Raw genomic sequence first — 16,998 nt, 5'->3', positions numbered from 1 at the left:
CAGAGCTTCCGCTTCGCGGTCCCAGCGTCAGGCTGGCGCATCCTCCCCAATCAGGTCTGCCATCAGGCACATCAAGGCGCGTCTTTCATGCATCTCGCCGAACTGAAGAAGAAATCTCCCGCCGATCTGCTGGCTTATGCAGAAGAGCTGGAGATCGAAAACGCTTCGTCCATGCGCAAGCAGGACATCATGTTCGCCATCCTCAAGACCCTTGCCGAGCGCGATCAGGCGATCTACGGCGACGGAACGCTGGAAATCCTGCCCGACGGCTTCGGCTTCCTCCGCAGCGCGGAAGCCAATTACCTTCCCGGACCGGACGACATCTACATTTCCCCTACCCAGGTGCGCCGCTTTGGCCTGCGCCCCGGCGATACGGTGGAAGGCCAGATCCGCGCCCCGCGCGACGGCGAGCGCTACTTCTCGCTCCTGAAGGTCGACACCATCAACTTCGAGAGCCCGGACACCGTCCGGACCCGCATCAACTTCGATAACCTGACGCCGCTCTACCCCGAGCGCCGCCTGAAAATGGAAGTCGAACAGGCAGAGACCGCACCGGTCGAGAGCCGCGGCAAGGGCAAGAAGGATCAGCGCGACTACACACCCCGCGTGATCGATCTCGTTACCCCGATCGGCATGGGACAGCGCGCCCTGATCGTGGCCCCTCCCCGGACCGGCAAGACCGTCATGCTCCAGAGCATTGCGTCTTCCATCTCCGCCAACCATCCGGAAGTGTTCCTGATCGTCCTGCTGATCGACGAACGCCCGGAAGAAGTAACGGACATGGCGCGTTCCGTTCGCGGTGAGGTCATTTCCTCTACCTTCGATGAACCCGCGACCCGCCACGTCCAGGTGACGGAAATGGTTCTGGAGAAAGCCAAGCGTCTCGTCGAACACAAGCGCGACGTGGTTATCCTTCTGGATTCCATCACTCGCCTCGCCCGTGCCTACAACACCGTCGTCCCCTCCTCGGGCAAGGTGCTGACGGGTGGTGTGGATGCCAATGCACTCCAGCGGCCAAAACGCTTCTTCGGTGCAGCCCGTAACATCGAGGAAGGTGGCTCCCTGACCATCATTGCCACCGCCCTGATCGACACCGGTTCGCGCATGGATGAAGTCATCTTCGAAGAGTTCAAGGGCACAGGCAACGCCGAGCTGATCCTCGACCGCAAGCTGGCCGACAAGCGGACCTTCCCCGCCATCGACATCACCAAGTCCGGTACCCGCAAGGAAGAACTCCTCGTGGATCGCGCCGAACTGTCCAAGATGTGGGTATTGCGTCGTATCCTGGCGCCGATGGGAACGATGGACGCCATGGACTTCCTGCTGGACAAGCTGAAGTACAGCAAGTCCAACCATGACTTCTTCGAAGCCATGAATAACTGATCCGTAATCTGTGCGTCACAGACAGGAAAGGGGAGCTTTGGCTCCCCTTTTTTGTGTCTTTCATGCCGCGCCTGACGCGCGTTTCACACACACCGTTCAAGGGTGAGAAGCATCCGCTTGTCCTCCAGTCCCCCCACCCCGGAATACCCTCCCAGACCATGCGATCCGACTACCCTGTGACAGGGAATCAGGATCGGCACAGGGTTGGCGCCAACCGCACCTCCCACGGATCGTGCGGACCCGCCCGCAAGAGCCGCTATCTGGGCATAGGTCCGGGTCTCTCCGTAGGGAATCCGCAGAAGTTCCTGCCAGACCCGCTGCTGGTATGGAGTCCCGAACGGGGCATAGAAGAGCTCCGCGGAATCGACTTCTTTCCCGTCAAAATAGCGTTCCAGAATGTCTTTCGCCTTCACGAGAAGGGGAGACTCCACTTGGTCGCGTCCCCATCCCCAGTCGAGAGCGACAATTCTGCCGTCCTCCTCACTGATGGTAAGGGCGCCGAGAGGGGAGTGACATGAGATCTGTGGCATGCCGGTCACGGTGCCTGACACCCAAAATGGCGTCAATCATGCTTTTCAGGGAGAATTGGCGCCGCCAGAGCTATGCATTCAGTGCATATAATAGAATTGCGATATACCGAAAAAACATATGGAACCAGTTTTATACGATTTGCGGAAATATTCTGTAATGTGTTGGGAAACTGCCATTTTCTGTAGCAAATTTCCGCCCATTCATTTTCCGGAACGCCTGCGCAACTATTCAAATCGAAGCATTCTCATTCGTTGGCTTCAATAGTTTCCATAATCCTCACGGAAACGTCAGAAGCCCGGTTTTCCGTAAGCAATAAAATAGGCACAGTAAGTTCTCGTGTTGTCGGTGTTCGAGACGACTTAAGTTTTTGCGAAAGGCTCTCAATTAGAGACGATCCTTTCCGCACTTAACCAGTCTTGATTATCGCAGCAGAAAACAGTCTTTTACAAAAAGGACAGTTGGATCATGGCTTCTGGTCTACTGACGCCGATCAAGGTTACAAAAAAGCGCCTTCTCAGCTGCGCCGCCGCTCTGGCAATTTCGGCAGCTGCCCCTGTTGCCTTGGCGCAGGATGAAGATACTGGCTCAGCAATTATCAGCGCCGACCATGGCGGACATCCGGGTGACTGGATGTCTTATGGTCGGTCCTATTCCGAACAGCGGTTCAGCCCGCTCAACCAGATCAACCGGAGCAATGTCGGCCACCTGAAACTGGCTTGGCATTACGACCTGGACACGAACCGTGGCCAGGAAGGTACGCCCCTGATCGTTGATGGCGTCATGTATGCCACCACCAACTGGAGCAAAATGAAGGCGCTCGATGCAGCGACCGGCAAACTGCTCTGGGACTATGACCCGAAAGTTCCGGGCAACATTGCCGACCGTGGTTGCTGCGATACCGTCAACCGCGGTGCTGCCTACTGGAACGGCAAGGTCTATTTCGGCACGTTCGACGGCCGTCTGATCGCCCTGGACGCCAAGACCGGCAAGCTGGTCTGGAGCGTGTACACCATCCCCAAGGAAGCCCAGCTGGGCCATCAGCGCTCTTACACGGTTGATGGCGCACCGCGCATCGCCAAGGGCCGCGTCCTGATCGGTAACGGTGGTGCGGAATTCGGTGCCCGCGGTTTCGTCACGGCCTATGACGCCGAGACAGGCAAGCTCGACTGGCGCTTCTTCACGGTCCCGAACCCTGACAACAAGCCGGACGGCGCAGCCTCCGACAAGATCCTGATGTCCAAGGCTTTCCCGACCTGGGGCAAGAACGGTGCATGGAAGCAGCAGGGCGGTGGCGGCACCGTCTGGGACTCCCTCGTCTATGACCCCGTGACGGACCTCGTCTATCTGGCTGTCGGTAACGGCTCGCCGTGGAACTACAAGTTCCGCTCCGAAGGCAAGGGCAAGGATCTCTTCCTGGGCAGCATCGTGGCGCTGAAACCGGAAACAGGCGAATATGTCTGGCATTTCCAGGAAACGCCGATGGACGAGTGGGATTACACCTCCGTCCAGCAGATCATGACGCTTGACCTGATGGTCAACGGCGAGAAGCGCCACGTCATTGTTCATGCTCCGAAGAACGGCTTCTTCTACATCCTCGATGCCAAGACCGGTAAGTTCATCTCCGGCAAGCCCTACACCTACGAGAACTGGGCAACGGGTCTGGACCCTGTGACGGGCCGTCCGAACTACGTGCCCGACGCTCTCTGGACCCTGACCGGCAAGCCCTGGTACGGCATCCCGGGTGACCTTGGTGGCCATAACTTCGCCGCCATGGCCTACAGCCCGAAGACGAAGCTGGTCTATATCCCGGCCCAGCAGGTTCCCTTCGTGTATGACCCGCAGAAGGGTGGCTTCAAGGCTCATCATGACAGCTGGAACCTTGGTCTGGACATGAACAAGATCGGTCTGCTGGATGATGATGATCCGCAGCACAAGGCCGACAAGGAAAAGTTCATTCACGACCTGAAGGGCTGGATAGTCGCATGGGATCCGCAGAAGCAGCAGGCAGCATTCACGGTTGACCATAAAGGTCCGTGGAACGGTGGTATTCTGGCAACGGGCGGTGACCTGCTGTTCCAGGGCCTCGCCAACGGTGACTTCCATGCCTATGACGCCACGAACGGCAAGGATCTGTTCAGCTTCCCCGCCCAGAGCGCCATCATCGCGCCTCCGGTGACCTATACGGCCAACGGCAAGCAGTATGTCGCGGTTGAAGTGGGCTGGGGCGGCATCTATCCGTTCTTCCTTGGTGGTGTGGCCCGGACATCCGGCTGGACCGTCAACCACTCCCGCGTCATTGCCTTCGCTCTTGACGGTGACGACAAGCTGCCGCCGAAGAACGAGAAGGGCTTTGTCCCTGTGAAGCCGCCGGCAAAGTGGGATGAAGCCCGCGTTCAGGATGGTTACTTCCAGTTCCAGACCTATTGCGCGGCCTGCCATGGCGACAACGGTATCTCCGGTGGCGTTCTGCCGGATCTGCGGTGGTCCGGTGCGATCCGTGGTCACGAGAAGTTCTACAAACTCGTGGGCAAGGGTGCTCTGACCGCTTACGGCATGGACAACTTCGACACCTCCATGACGCCTGACCAGATCGAGGATATCCGCAACTTCCTCGTCAAGCGTGCCAACGAGTCCTACGAGGGCGAAGTCCAGGCGCGTCAGAATCCGGAAGGCGTTCCGACCGACCAGTTCCTCAACGTTCCCCAGGGTCCGGTTGAGCCTGCAACTGCGGACCATCCGTAACGGGCAACCGTTACGGTAAAAGGAGGCACGTGACATGCCTAAGGCATCAATTCGCGACAGGCTGGTATCTGAGATGAAACAGGGATGGAAATACGCGGCCGCTATCGGCCTCATGGCAGTGTCTTTCGGCGCTGCCCATGCCCAGGACGGTGACGACGCCCTGATCAAACGTGGTGAGTACGTTGCACGTCTTTCAGACTGCATCGCCTGCCATACGGCTCTTCATGGTCAGCCCTATGCGGGCGGCCTTGAAATCAAGAGCCCGATTGGCACGATCTATTCGACCAACATTACGCCGGACCCGAAATACGGTATCGGTAAATACACACTGCAGGAATTCACGGTCGCCCTGCGCAAGGGTATCCGCAAGGATGGTGCAACGGTCTATCCGGCCATGCCCTATCCTGAATTTGCCCGTCTTTCCGACGACGACATCCGGGCCATGTATGCCTACTTCATGCATGGCGTGAAGCCGGTTCCCCGTCCGGACAAGGCTCCGGACATTTCCTGGCCGATGTCCATGCGCTGGCCGCTGGCCATGTGGCGCGCCATGTTCGTTCCGAACGTAACGCCCGGTGCTGACACCAGCATCAGCGATCCGCTGGCTTCGCGTGGTGAATACCTCGTGAATGGTCCGGGCCACTGTGGCGAGTGTCACACTCCGCGTGGCTTCGGCATGCAGGAAAAGGCCCTGACGGCCAAGGGTGGCGAAGTCTACCTGTCCGGTGGTGCACCGATCGACAACTGGATCGCTCCGAGCCTGCGCAGCAACAGCGACACGGGCCTGGGACGCTGGTCTGAAGAAGACATCTACCAGTTCCTGAAGAGCGGCCGTATCGATCATTCCGCCGTCTTCGGTGGAATGGCCGATGTGGTAGCCTACAGCACCCAGCACTGGACGGATGACGACCTGCGCGCCACCGCCCATTACCTGAAAACCCTGCCGGCCGTGACCGAAGGCCACAACCTGGCACCGGGCGACAATGGTGATACGGCGGCCCTGCTCGCCAAGGGTGCTCCGGGCAATCCGGGAGCAAAGGTCTATCTCGACAACTGCGCCATCTGCCACATGAATGATGGTACAGGTGTCAACCGGATGTTCCCGCCACTGGCTGGCAACCCGGTTGTCATCACCGACAATGCAACCTCGCTCGTGAACGTCGTGGCATTCGGTGGTGTCCTGCCTCCGACCAACTCCGCGCCATCCGCTGTTGCCATGCCGGGCTTCAAAGATCACCTGTCTGACCAGCAGATGGCAGACGTCGTGAACTTCATGCGCAAGGCCTGGAACAACAACGCACCGGGCAAGGTGACGGCTTCCGACATCCAGAAGCTGCGCACGACGGGAAATCCGGTCTCCACCTCCGGCTGGAACACCAGCAGCCAGGGCTGGATGGCCTACCACCCGCAGCCTTACGGCGCAGGCTGGACCTTCTCTCCGCAGACCCATACGGGCGTGGACGACGCACAGTAAGTCTCTCCTGAGACAACTGGCCTGAACAACCGGGCGGATCGGAAACGGTCTGCCCGGTTTCTTTATGTGCAGACGGTGATTTCACGACACGCTTTCCTGCACTATCATGAGAGGCCATGATTCCTTCTGCTTTCCTGGCCCCACAGGTCATTTTCGCGCTCGCCACCGGCGCAGGCCGTGCAGCCATCGCCATCATGCGCGCCAGCGGATCGGGCAGCGCCCTGATCCTAGGTGCCCTCTGTGGCAGTCTTCCAGCCCCACGACGTGCCAGCCTCCGCACACTTCGTCACGATGACGAAATTCTGGATCAGGCCATGGTGCTCTGGCTGCCAGGGCCCAATTCCTATACGGGTGAAGATGGGTTCGAACTGCATCTGCATGCCGGACCAGCCGTTATCGCACGTGTTGCGGACGCCCTGACGGACCTCGGAGCACGCCCTGCTGAACCTGGTGAGTTCACCCGTCGCGCGGTCCAGAAAGGCCGGCTGGACCTGCTGCAGGCCGAAGCCATCGCCGATCTGGTGGACGCGGAAACCGAAAGCCAGCGTAAACAGGCCCTCCGTCAGGCAGACGGCGCACTGAGCCGCCTCTACGACTCCTGGGCACAACGTCTGCGCCTCGTTCTGGCCCATCAGGAAGCGCTGATCGATTTTCCGGATGAAGATCTTCCTGCCGAAGTGGAAGACGGTCTAATGACGGAGTTAACGGCCCTAAGAAACGAAATGGATGCCCATCTGCACGACAATCGTGGCGAACTCATGCGTCAGGGGCTGACCGTTGTTATCGCAGGCTCTCCCAATGTCGGGAAATCCAGTCTTCTCAATGTATTGTCCGGAACGGATGCCGCCATTGTCACCCACCGGGCCGGAACGACGCGCGATGCCATTGCCGTGGACTGGGTTCTGGAAGGGGTTCGCCTGCGACTGGTGGATACGGCGGGACTGCGCGAAACGGAAGACGAGATCGAGGCAGAAGGCATCCGGCGCGCCCTGTTTCACGTGAAACAGAGCGACATTGTCCTGCACCTCATCGGCCCGGAAGAAAGCGTGGAAACTCTTCAGGAAGGAGAAATTCCCGTAAGGACAAAAATCGACATCGCACCCGCCCCCCCGAACATGCTAGGCATCAGCACCCGGACAGGCGAAGGGATTGTCGCACTACGCCAGCTTCTGGCGGAGCAGGTCAAAATCCTGACGGCAGGCTCTGCCGCACCACCGCTGACCCGGGCCCGTCATCGGGCTGGCATTCAGGATGCTGCAGCCCACCTGGATCAGGCGCGGACCACACTGTGGCCGGAACTCAGGGGAGAGGAACTCCGCCTGTCCATGCAGGCTCTTGGCCGTCTGACAGGCCGTGTTGATGTTGAATCCCTGCTCGACGCTATCTTCGGGCAGTTCTGTATCGGGAAGTAGATTTTGAGCGATTTCGATGTCATCGTGATCGGCGGCGGACATGCCGGCTGTGAAGCCGCGGCTGCGGCTGCGCGTTTCGGAGCCCGGACGCTCCTCCTGACCCACAGACTCGAAACCGTCGGCGCCATGTCCTGCAATCCGGCGATCGGCGGTATCGGCAAAGGCCATCTTGTACGGGAGATCGACGCGCTCGACGGCCTCATGGGGCGGGCGGCTGACCGGGCCGGAATTCACTTCAAACTCCTGAACCGCTCCAAAGGACCAGCCGTACACGGCCCTCGCGCACAGGCCGATCGCTCGCTCTACCGTGCCGCCATTCAGGATCTTCTGGCCGCTACACCCAACCTGACCATCATGGTTGGCGCGGCTGGTGATCTGATCGAAGAAAAGGGACGCATCTGCGGCGTCATCTGCGAGGATGGCCGGAATTTCAGATGCGGCGCCGTCGTTCTGACAACTGGCACCTTTCTCCGGGGTGTTATTCATGTGGGCCATGAGCAGAAACCCGCAGGCCGGATTGGCGACCCACCAGCCACAAAGCTCGGCGAACGACTTGAAAAGCGCAACCTGCGCATGGGACGTCTCAAGACCGGGACCCCACCCCGTCTGGCCCGGAACAGCATCGACTGGGACAGCCTTCCCGAAGACCAGGGTGACGAGACGCCCGAACCATTCAGCACTCTGACCAACCATATCACGAATCCGCAGATTTCATGCCGGATCAGCAAGACCACGCCCGAGACGCACCGTATCATCACGGAAAACCTGCAACGCTCCGCCATGTACGGAGGCGCCATTGCAGGCCGGGGACCCCGTTACTGCCCTTCCATTGAAGACAAGGTCGTCCGCTTCGCCGAGCGGGCATCCCACCAGGTTTTCCTGGAACCCGAAGCCCTGCCCGACAGCCCGGGTGGCGATCTGATCTATCCGAATGGCATCAGCACCAGCCTCCCGGCTGACGTGCAGGCCCTGATGGTCGCCTCCATGCCCGGACTGGAAAAAGCACGGATCGTGACACCGGGTTACGCCGTGGAATACGACTACGTAGACCCCCGTGAACTCATGCCGTCCCTCGAACTGCGCAACCTGCCGGGCCTTTATCTGGCAGGACAGATCAACGGCACAACCGGCTATGAGGAAGCGGGCGCACAGGGCCTGCTGGCGGGTCTGAACGCAGCACGAGCCACCGGAGGCAACGCTCCCCTGATCCTTGACCGGAGCGAGGCCTATCTGGGTGTCATGATCGATGACCTGACCCTGCATGGCATCAGCGAACCCTATCGCATGTTCACCTCCCGCGCCGAATACCGCCTGACCCTGCGGGCGGATAACGCGGACCTGCGTCTGACACCAAAAGGCATCGCGGCAGGATGTGTCCTTACCGCGCGACAGACAGCCTTCACTGCGGAGAAAAACGCCCTTGATGCCGCCATGCGCAAAGCGGCTGACACGACCTTTCTGCCACAGGTTCTGCGGGATGCCGGGTTTGAAGTCTCGCTGGATGGTCGACGGCGGACCCTGCTGGACGTGCTCGCCAGCAATGGAGATTACACGAAGCTGGGAAGCCTTGCCCCCTGGTTCACCATGCTGCCGCTGCGTGTGAAACGTCACGTGGAAACTGAAGCGCGATACGGTGGATACCTTCACCGTCAGGAACGCGAGATCAGACAGCTTGCCTCTGAAAGCGCCATCGCGCTTCCTGCCAATCTGGATTACACTGCCATTGGCGGCCTGAGCAGCGAGATGCGTGAGCGTCTGGCGCAGGCCCGTCCCACCAGTTTTGCAGCGGCGCAGCGTGTCCGAGGGGTCACACCTGCCGCGCTCGTGGCTCTGCTGGCGCATGTAAGGACGCTGTCATGACCACCGTTTCACGTGAAACGCACGCAAGACTGGAACGCTTCGCCGACCTGCTCGCGCAATGGAACACGAAGATCAATCTGGTCAGCCCGCGTGACGTGGCATCTCTCTGGCCCCGCCACATCGAAGACAGCCTTCAGCTTGCGGAACTGATTCCGGCGGGAGCAACCATCACGGATCTCGGCTCCGGCGGAGGCTTCCCCGGCCTGATCCTTGCCATCGCGACGGATAATCCCGTCACCCTTATTGAATCCGACCAGCGCAAATGTGCCTTCCTGCGGGAAGCTGCCCGTATCTGCGGCGCAAAGGTCACCGTCATTCCAAAGCGGATCGAAGCCGCATTCCCACCGCCGGCAGACATCATCACTGCCCGTGCGCTTGCCCCCCTGAACAAGCTTCTGAACTGGGCGCGCCCCCTTCTCAGGGAGGATGGCGTCTGCCTGTTTCTCAAAGGTCAGAAAGCCCCGGAAGAGTTGACCGAGGCAAGCCGTGACTGGCACATGACCTCCACCATTCTGCCCAGCCGCACCGATGGCGGCGGGGCCATCATCAAGGTCAGTGATTTCAAGCGTGTCGTCTAATCCTGCATCCCCCCTTACCCGGATCGTTGCCGTCACCAACCAGAAGGGTGGCGTCGGCAAGACCACGACAACCATCAATCTCGCCGCTTCCCTGGCGGCAAAAGGGCAGCGCGTCCTGCTGGTAGACCTTGACCCGCAGGGCAACGCGTCCACCGGTCTCGGCATCGAATACGATCAGCGCAGCACAGGTACTTATGCCGCCCTGATGCAGGAATCCGAACCGGACGCCCTGGCCCAACCAACCCAGTTTGACAATCTTTCGATCATCACCGCCAATAACGAACTGGCAGGTGCGGAAATCGAGATGATCGGCGATGGACGGCGGGAATACCGTCTAAGGGATGCCCTGCGCGCCCTCGAAGGCCAGTACGATACCATCCTGATCGATTGTCCCCCCAGCCTCGGCCTGCTGACCCTGAACGCACTGGTCGCAGCCGATGCCGTGCTTGTTCCGCTACAGTGTGAGTTTTTTGCACTGGAAGGTATCAGCCAGCTCGTCCGCACGATTGACCGCGTCCGTCGTGCCTTCAATGCCGATCTCCACCTCGAAGGCATCGTGCTCACCATGTACGACCGCCGCAACAATCTCTCCGAACTGGTGGCCCAGGACGCCCGCGGCTTCTTCGGAGAGCAGGTCTTCGAAACCCTGATCCCCCGTAATATCCGCATCTCCGAAGCACAGAGCCACGGCAGTCCCGTGCTGCACTATGAAGCCCGCTCCACAGGCGCAACGGCTTATCTGGCGCTGGCGGAAGAACTCATGAAACGAACTGACAGCAGGAAGAAGGCGTAAGGCGCGATGGCCAAAAAAGACAGCTCTCCCCGTCTTGGTCGCGGTCTTGCCGCTCTTCTGGGCGATCAGGCTCCGCAACTGGCCCGTGCTACCCGGCCCAATGCGCCTACTCCCCAGCATACTTCCCTGCCCGTCGATGTACTGGAGCCCAGTCCCTTTCAGCCCCGCCTGGACATGAACCCCGAGCGACTGGAAGAACTCGCGGATTCCATCCGGTCACGAGGCGTGCTTCAGCCACTGCTTGTCCGTCCCGATCCCCAGAATCCAGAGCGTTATCAGATCATCGCAGGCGAACGCCGGTGGCGCGCATCCCAACTGGCAGGCCTGCACAATGTGCCCGTTCATGTCCGCCAGCTTGACGATACGGACGCCATGGCGGCCGCGCTGGTCGAGAACCTACAGCGTGCCGATCTGAACCCGATCGAGGAAGCAGAAGGTCTGCAACGCCTCATCACGGACTATACCCTGACACAGGAAGAACTGGCAGGCGCAGTCGGCAAGTCACGGCCGCACATCACCAACATGATGCGCCTTCTGAACCTGCCCGACGCCGTGCGGGCCCATGTCCGTCGGGGTGAACTGTCAGCCGGGCATGCGCGTGCCCTTCTCGGCCACCCGGATCCCACCGCCGCCGCAAGAATCGTTCTGGAGCGCGGCCTCAATGTCCGCCAGACCGAAGCCCTCGTCGCTGGTCGGACAAGCGAGACCCGGGAACCAGAAAAGACGCGCCGTGACACCGAAATTGTCCAGCTTGAACGCGATCTCTCTGCTCGTCTCGGCCTGAAGGTCCACATTTCCTATGACGGAAAAAAAGGCGGCACGCTGAAGATCGATTACAAATCGCTGGAACAGTTCGAAGGCGTCCTCCGGCTTCTGAAACCAGAATAAGACCCTCTCCAGACAGTTTTTCCATTTTTTAGCCTGAAATGGAAAAACCCTCTTGCAGGACAACCCATCCTGCCGTTATAAAGCGGTCCACCGGTAGACGGGCCATGGGCACATAGCTCAGTTGGTAGAGCAGCTGACTCTTAATCAGCGGGTCCAAGGTTCGAGCCCTTGTGTGCCCACCATGCCCGTCTCCGGTTATTCCCTTGAAAATCTGCGATTTTTAGACTGTCCCAGCAGCCTACAAGGCTCTTGCTGGATTGTGGCTTTGCGGACTCTGCGAATCTCCCGGACTCAATCCGGACTCATCTGAAAAACATTGGCCTTTTTGCTGCCAGCATGGGCCACCCCGGAACGTCACGCTCTCAACAGCAACAACAACAACACAAACCCATTTTTCGGTTTATGCAGAAAGTGCCTCTTACCGGGGTGCGAACTACCCCCGGATGGCACCCCCTCCAGGAAGGACCCAAACGTTTTTCCGGGCCCCCTCCCCCGCCACCCCTTTCCTCCTTCGAGAGATATGCGTTTTTTGCATACTTCCGAGGGTATTGGCTCTGCCTTTCTCTACCTAGCATCAAAAACGGTGTTAAAGGTGTTAAGGTGTTATTCGCCTCGCAACCCATTGTTTTATATGGTCTTTTCAATAACACCTTTTGGGATTGCCCCGTAACACCTTCTAAAAGGTGTTATTGATCGCTCGCACAATTTCCCGGAAAACTGCGGTTTTCTTCTATCGGTCGCTTCTGGGTTCAACTCCGCTCTGCCAGCCTCATATGGACAAGCCATGCGCATAACGCATAACAAGACGAAAATTGCGGGAAGGAAACTTCCTGCGCTGACCGCGCAGACCACACATCCGGGCCGCGCCGGACCAGTCCGATCTCAGGACCCAGCAGGCAGAATGCGGTAGACACTGGCCCTCCAATGCCCAGGCGCTTTGCGCCCGGCGGTGGAAGCCCCCACCCTCTTTTCCGATCGAATGATTTGCCGCCCGGCTGCCTGAAGAGTCTGCTCCTGAATTGTCAGACCCTAGCAAAAGGAGACCGCCTCAGCGGTCCCCCTCCTCCGTTCCGAGGATAGACGCCTTCACCTCATAGGCCCTGACGTTGCGATGACCAGGCGGAGAAATGACTGCAGAGTTCTTTGCCTTCCCCGGCAGCAGATATCCCGTCTCAATCAGCGTCTGCACAGCATTGCGCCGGTTCAGCCCCGCCAGAGCTTCGGACATCCCTTCAGCGGTCAGGAAGTAGCGCCATTCATACCGTCCGCCGTCTCCCTTCATCCAACGCTTCCAGCCTGCCCGGTTCTGAGTCCGGAACCGTTCGCCCGGCGGCTGGCTCTCTTCTGATTGCGCGGCATCCGCCTGGACAGGATCAACCCAGCGCTCAAACCGCGCCTCACCATTCTTGGCAATGAAATCGCGTAGCTGAGCCACGGCTTGCTCATCCTCCCGCCGTCCAACCGTGCCCCGTTCTGCAAGCCACGCCTCGAAGCAGATCCCAGCCATCACGCCGGGCGTGTCCAGATCCCAGCCTGTCAGTCCATATTGCGTCGCCAGTTCACCGGCCGCCGCCACCATCGCAAACCGGGCAGCAACACTCCGCACCTGTCCCGAAGCTTCAGGATAGGGCTGCAACCATTCACGCATGATATCACCCATCCGGGCCCGGAGCCGATCCTGGACAACTTCATTCCCTGACTGCGCCAGCTCCTGTGTGAGCTGATGGAGAAAGGCACGCAGCGGCGCACCAAAATATTGCCCCGTGACCACCCGCAGATGACGGGCAAAGGCGTCCGGCGTGTCGTGGTCATGGACATGCTCAAACAGTCCCTGTCCATGTCCGGCATCAGCAGGCAGATCCGCAAACCGCACTTCCTGCCCGGCCTTTGTCGCCTTTCCGGCCTCCCGGTTCAGATCGGCCAGCCCGAGCTCACCGGTAGACAGAAAGAGAATGCGAAACCGCGCCACGGTCCGCGCTCCACCCGTGCGAGAAGCACGCGCCTTGCCCTGCCCGTTCGAAAGCAGATAGGCGACCTCACCAGCTTCACGCGGATCCAGCTGTCCAATTTCATCCAAAGGCAGCAGCACATCACAGCTCGCCAGCGCCGTGCTTTCGATCCCGTTTCCAGTAGAGCGCCAGGAGCGAATATAGCCTCCTGCCCCATTCTGAGACGTGCCACCACAGACCGACGCCGCCACCCTTAAAGCCGTGCTCTTGCCCAACCGACTGGAGCCCTTGAACGAGATACCGCCGCCTTCTTCACCCAGCAGCCCCAGAAGCGGCGCGGCAAACGCACAGGACGCGGCAAAGACCAGCCGGCTGTTTTTCATGCACAGCGCACCAATCTGGATCTTCCAGTCCTCAACCGTGCCGGCCACCCCGAACAGCGATGCTTCACGATCCAACGTCTGCAACACCACACGCTCAGAGGTCTCTCCCAGCGTTTCATCTGGCAGGACAAACACATCCCCGCCACCAAACCGATGCCAGCCGATCCGCGTGACACTTCTGGCCCGCTCAGAATTCCGCAAACTCGCCAGCCACTCCAGGAAAGCCGCCTTGGCTTTAGCGCCTGCGCCCAGCGTCAGGCCGCCATCTGCCAACCGCGCCCGGATCTCATTACCATCACCAGCGATCAGGGCACGCGCAAAGGCTTCCTCATGCCGATGACCGTCACGATCATGCCAGGCGAGAAGCAACCCCCAGTTCTGCCCAGCCTCATCACGTGATTCTCCCAACACCTGGACGGGACCGCAGAGGAAAAAGGGAGCGCCATCACCATTCCGACGCCAGATCCCATCATCTCGATAAATGAACCGCCGGTCTTCACTGACCTCCTGCGCCTTCGCGCTGCCCTGATTGGCTTCTGGAAACTGGACCACCTTGGCGTTCTCAATTCCCTTGCGAATATCAGACCGGCCGCTCTGGCTTCCCGTCTGTGTCTTTTCCCCGGAGGACATCGTTCCAGTCTCCATGTACGATTTCAGGCATGGCGAGCCGAACTGTGCGGCTCTGCGATGCGAATTTCTTGAGAGCGGCTTCCAGAGCGCGACGGGCTTTTTCATTCCCGCTGTCATTGTCAGCCGCGATGATGATGTCTTTGAGAGTGTCCGGCAGAGCGACGGCCGCCATATTGCTAAGTGACACAGCCGACAACACCCGGAACTCGGGGCAGGCCACAGCCACGGACAGCGCCGTCTCGATACCTTCCGCGATGACCGTCACGTCACCTTCCTGAGCCACGCCCAGAGCTTTGCCTGATGCCCCACGCCACAGGCGCACGCATCCGCCCGCGAATGATCCGAGCACCTTCTTGGCGTTCTGAAGGTCGGCCTTTACCCAGCCGCCGCCGGGCGTCTCACCCAACCAGGTCCGATGCACAGCCACCAGCTTTCCGGATGGTCCGCAGATGGCCGCGATCATGGCGGGAAGCGGTCTCTGCACCTCGGCACACCAGACAGACGGATTAAACCGCAGCGCACCAGGAGCACGGCCCAGCTCACGCAGAATAATGCCCCGCCCGGCGAGATACGCCTCAACCGGTGTTCCGGCGATACCGGCCGGAGTGTCATGCCAGAGCTTCCGCGCGGATGCCCGCTTGCGCTGGGCTTCCTGATCCAGATCCTCACGCCCGCGATCCAGCGCAACTTGCCTGCGCTCAGGAGCCCGAAAGGTCGGCGCAACTCCGTCACCCAGCCCCAGCCAGCTGACAGCCCACTTCATCGCTTCCCGCCGATCTTCCGCGAACAGGACGGCCGCCACCAGATCCAGCGCATCCCCGCGCTCGCCTGAACTGAAGTCAGCCCAGACACCTGCCCGGGAACCATTCAGATGGACGGCAAGGCTCTGTCCCTTTTCGCCAGCCAGAGAGCCACACCGCCATTCGGCACCGTCCTTTCGACCGTTCGGCAGCAGCTCCCGCGCCAGAGCGCCAATGCGCTCTGCCAGCATCCGTGAGAGCGTGCCCGCGTCGTACCTCATACGGGTTCAGGCTCCAGATTAGGCCACACCATGAGAACAGGGCAGCGCCCTTGCAGCGCGTCCGAGAGGGTAGTGCAGGCGTCATGAAGATCCGGCACGTCATTGACGACACCACCTTCACGCTCACGCAACACATCCAGACGGGCTTTGGCCTGCCGTATAAGATTAGACGCTGCCCTGATCGCCGGATCTGCATAGGCAAAGCGCCGCCGTTCCAATTCCATCAGGAGCCATTCTGCCCCCCAGAGCAAAGGAAGCGTCAGGTCATGAAACTGCTCGCAACACGCGCCGTCTGGCCCCGCCATCATCCACGTTAAGGGCCACCACCCCGGCTCCCGCACATGGGCTTCCCACTGCGCCTCAGAAAGCGCATCCCATCCGGCGCCGGGCGGAACGAGCAGATCATCACCCTTTTGCGCCACCAGGTCAGCAGCGCGGCGAAAGATCGCCCTTTCCTCCATAGTCCATGCAGGCAGATCGTCGCATTCTGCCGGAAAGAGCAGTCCCAGGATCGCCAGTTCAGCAACCCCAAGACGGAATTGCACAAAACCGACACTCATGGCGTGCCCTCTCGGGAGGAGCCGCGCAAAACTACAATGTCGCCTGCCAACCCGACGATCGCCTTTCCAGCGATCAGTCTTTCCGCTGCTCTATCGCGCTTTCCAGCCAGTGCAAGAATGCTCTGCCAGCCAATGGCATCAAGCCAGCGGCGAGCCTCCACTGCACGAAGATCCTCATCCAGACTGATCCGAAACCAGATCAGCGCTGCTTTGAGAGACTGAAAGTGATCTGCGGCTTCTTTTTCCCCATTCGCTTGGACCAAAGCCGCGAAAGAATCATCAGCTAAGAGGATCTTCCGCAATTCGGACCAGGCCGCCATAAGCCCAACCACCGCAGCCTGAGAAGGGACAGGCCGGAACTGATAGCGGCCATGCCGCCGAAGCGTTTCGTCCATGCCTGGCCGCCAAAAACTATTCCAAACATAGTCGTCACACCCCCGACAGAATTTCAGGAAGCGGACCAAGATATTCGGCTTTGAATCAGCCGGAGGAGCCCAGAGCAGGACACCCACCTGAGAAGCCCGAGACACAGCAGAGGGAGCAGCATGAGAATTTGTCAGCATGCTGGCCGCCCCTTCTGAGAACGTACTGTTGCGTCAGCCGTGGACTGCACAGAGCGCTCAGAAATCCAGCGTTCCAACTCCGCAACGCTATAACCGACACGCCGCTTACTCAGCTGGACGAAAGCAGGCCCGTTGCCACTGAGCCGCATCGCCTGAAGGGTCCGATAACCTAGTCCAGTCATTGCAGCAGCCTGCCGCTCAGACACGACCAGCGGCGCAGGGGATGACCCC

At 59.9% G+C, this 16,998-nt stretch carries 13 protein-coding genes and 1 tRNA gene; 9 read left to right on the top strand and 5 right to left on the bottom strand.

The features are described 5' to 3' along the window. The first annotated feature begins 87 nt into the window (after positions 1–87). Complete coding sequence (gene rho / locus GMO_RS09185; RefSeq protein WP_040509009.1) at positions 88–1,383, top strand: transcription termination factor Rho; 1,296 nt, start codon at positions 88–90, stop codon at positions 1,381–1,383. Positions 1,384–1,466: 83 nt separating this feature from the next. Here rho and GMO_RS09180 read toward each other — a convergent pair whose 3' ends face one another. Further along, positions 1,467–1,913, bottom strand: a complete 447-nt coding sequence (locus GMO_RS09180; RefSeq protein WP_040508914.1) for a methylated-DNA--[protein]-cysteine S-methyltransferase — start codon at positions 1,911–1,913, stop codon at positions 1,467–1,469. 466 nt (positions 1,914–2,379) lie between these two features. Here GMO_RS09180 and GMO_RS09175 point away from each other — a divergent pair, with 466 nt between their 5' ends. The 8 genes from GMO_RS09175 (at position 2,380) to GMO_RS09140 (ending at position 11,843) form a co-directional block, all read left to right on the top strand. Continuing rightward, positions 2,380–4,656, top strand: a complete 2,277-nt coding sequence (locus GMO_RS09175) for a PQQ-dependent dehydrogenase, methanol/ethanol family (RefSeq protein ID WP_008852100.1) — start codon at positions 2,380–2,382, stop codon at positions 4,654–4,656. 34 nt (positions 4,657–4,690) lie between these two features. Next, positions 4,691–6,130, top strand: coding sequence for a cytochrome c (locus GMO_RS09170; protein WP_040508910.1), 1,440 nt, complete (start codon positions 4,691–4,693; stop codon positions 6,128–6,130). A 116-nt stretch (positions 6,131–6,246) separates the two neighbouring features. Beyond that, positions 6,247–7,542 carry a tRNA uridine-5-carboxymethylaminomethyl(34) synthesis GTPase MnmE gene (gene mnmE, locus GMO_RS09165; RefSeq protein WP_008852098.1) on the top strand — a complete coding sequence of 432 codons (1,296 nt, stop codon included), beginning with the start codon at positions 6,247–6,249 and terminating at the stop codon, positions 7,540–7,542. Positions 7,543–7,545: 3 nt separating this feature from the next. After that, entirely contained in the window at positions 7,546–9,402 is a 1,857-nt protein-coding gene (gene mnmG / locus GMO_RS09160; RefSeq protein WP_008852097.1) for a tRNA uridine-5-carboxymethylaminomethyl(34) synthesis enzyme MnmG, read from the top strand. Continuing rightward, positions 9,399–9,980 carry a 16S rRNA (guanine(527)-N(7))-methyltransferase RsmG gene (gene rsmG, locus GMO_RS09155; protein ID WP_008852096.1) on the top strand — a complete coding sequence of 194 codons (582 nt, stop codon included), beginning with the start codon at positions 9,399–9,401 and terminating at the stop codon, positions 9,978–9,980. The genes mnmG and rsmG overlap by 4 nt, the downstream gene beginning before the upstream one ends. After that, positions 9,970–10,773, top strand: coding sequence for a ParA family protein (locus tag GMO_RS09150; protein ID WP_008852095.1), 804 nt, complete (start codon positions 9,970–9,972; stop codon positions 10,771–10,773). Before rsmG ends, GMO_RS09150 begins: the two co-directional genes overlap by 11 nt. Positions 10,774–10,779: 6 nt before the next feature. After that, positions 10,780–11,661 (top strand): ParB/RepB/Spo0J family partition protein, encoded by an 882-nt coding sequence (locus GMO_RS09145; RefSeq protein ID WP_008852094.1) that lies wholly within the window; start codon positions 10,780–10,782, stop codon positions 11,659–11,661. 106 nt (positions 11,662–11,767) lie between these two features. Beyond that, positions 11,768–11,843 (top strand) — tRNA-Lys (locus GMO_RS09140). Between the two features lie 866 nt (positions 11,844–12,709). Here GMO_RS09140 and GMO_RS09135 read toward each other — a convergent pair. The 4 genes from GMO_RS09135 to GMO_RS09120 are packed head-to-tail and all read right to left on the bottom strand — an operon-like array spanning position 12,710 to position 16,599. After that, positions 12,710–14,623 (bottom strand): DUF927 domain-containing protein, encoded by a 1,914-nt coding sequence (locus GMO_RS09135; protein WP_008852093.1) that lies wholly within the window; start codon positions 14,621–14,623, stop codon positions 12,710–12,712. Continuing rightward, positions 14,574–15,644 (bottom strand): DUF7146 domain-containing protein, encoded by a 1,071-nt coding sequence (locus tag GMO_RS09130; RefSeq protein WP_408734799.1) that lies wholly within the window; start codon positions 15,642–15,644, stop codon positions 14,574–14,576. Before GMO_RS09130 ends, GMO_RS09135 begins: the two co-directional genes overlap by 50 nt. Then, the gene (locus GMO_RS09125; protein WP_008852091.1) at positions 15,641–16,204 is read right to left on the bottom strand and encodes a hypothetical protein; all 564 of its coding nucleotides are present in this window, start codon (positions 16,202–16,204) and stop codon (positions 15,641–15,643) included. Before GMO_RS09125 ends, GMO_RS09130 begins: the two co-directional genes overlap by 4 nt. Then, positions 16,201–16,599: a hypothetical protein gene (locus GMO_RS09120; protein WP_008852090.1), complete on the bottom strand. Its 399-nt coding sequence runs from the start codon at positions 16,597–16,599 to the stop codon at positions 16,201–16,203. Before GMO_RS09120 ends, GMO_RS09125 begins: the two co-directional genes overlap by 4 nt. Positions 16,600–16,998 lie beyond the last annotated feature (399 nt).

It is taken from the genome of Gluconobacter morbifer G707, assembly GCF_000234355.1.
Lineage (GTDB): Bacteria > Pseudomonadota > Alphaproteobacteria > Acetobacterales > Acetobacteraceae > Gluconobacter > Gluconobacter morbifer.
The sequence above is the reverse complement of the archived record's forward strand: the minus strand, read 5'-3'. Positions and strand labels throughout refer to the sequence as shown.

What these genes read in the sequence shown, in the direction of transcription:
- rho (WP_040509009.1), top strand. Translation starts at nt 88, where the DNA reads ATGCATCTCGCCGAACTGAAGAAGAAATCTCCCGCCGATCTGCTGGCT.
- GMO_RS09180 (WP_040508914.1), bottom strand. Translation starts at nt 1,913, where the DNA reads ATGCCACAGATCTCATGTCACTCCCCTCTCGGCGCCCTTACCATCAGT.
- GMO_RS09175 (WP_008852100.1), top strand. Translation starts at nt 2,380, where the DNA reads ATGGCTTCTGGTCTACTGACGCCGATCAAGGTTACAAAAAAGCGCCTT.
- GMO_RS09170 (WP_040508910.1), top strand. Translation starts at nt 4,691, where the DNA reads ATGCCTAAGGCATCAATTCGCGACAGGCTGGTATCTGAGATGAAACAG.
- mnmE (WP_008852098.1), top strand. Translation starts at nt 6,247, where the DNA reads ATGATTCCTTCTGCTTTCCTGGCCCCACAGGTCATTTTCGCGCTCGCC.
- rsmG (WP_008852096.1), top strand. Translation starts at nt 9,399, where the DNA reads ATGACCACCGTTTCACGTGAAACGCACGCAAGACTGGAACGCTTCGCC.
- GMO_RS09145 (WP_008852094.1), top strand. Translation starts at nt 10,780, where the DNA reads ATGGCCAAAAAAGACAGCTCTCCCCGTCTTGGTCGCGGTCTTGCCGCT.
- GMO_RS09135 (WP_008852093.1), bottom strand. Translation starts at nt 14,623, where the DNA reads ATGTCCTCCGGGGAAAAGACACAGACGGGAAGCCAGAGCGGCCGGTCT.
- GMO_RS09130 (WP_408734799.1), bottom strand. Translation starts at nt 15,644, where the DNA reads ATGAGGTACGACGCGGGCACGCTCTCACGGATGCTGGCAGAGCGCATT.
- GMO_RS09125 (WP_008852091.1), bottom strand. Translation starts at nt 16,204, where the DNA reads ATGAGTGTCGGTTTTGTGCAATTCCGTCTTGGGGTTGCTGAACTGGCG.
- GMO_RS09120 (WP_008852090.1), bottom strand. Translation starts at nt 16,599, where the DNA reads ATGGACGAAACGCTTCGGCGGCATGGCCGCTATCAGTTCCGGCCTGTC.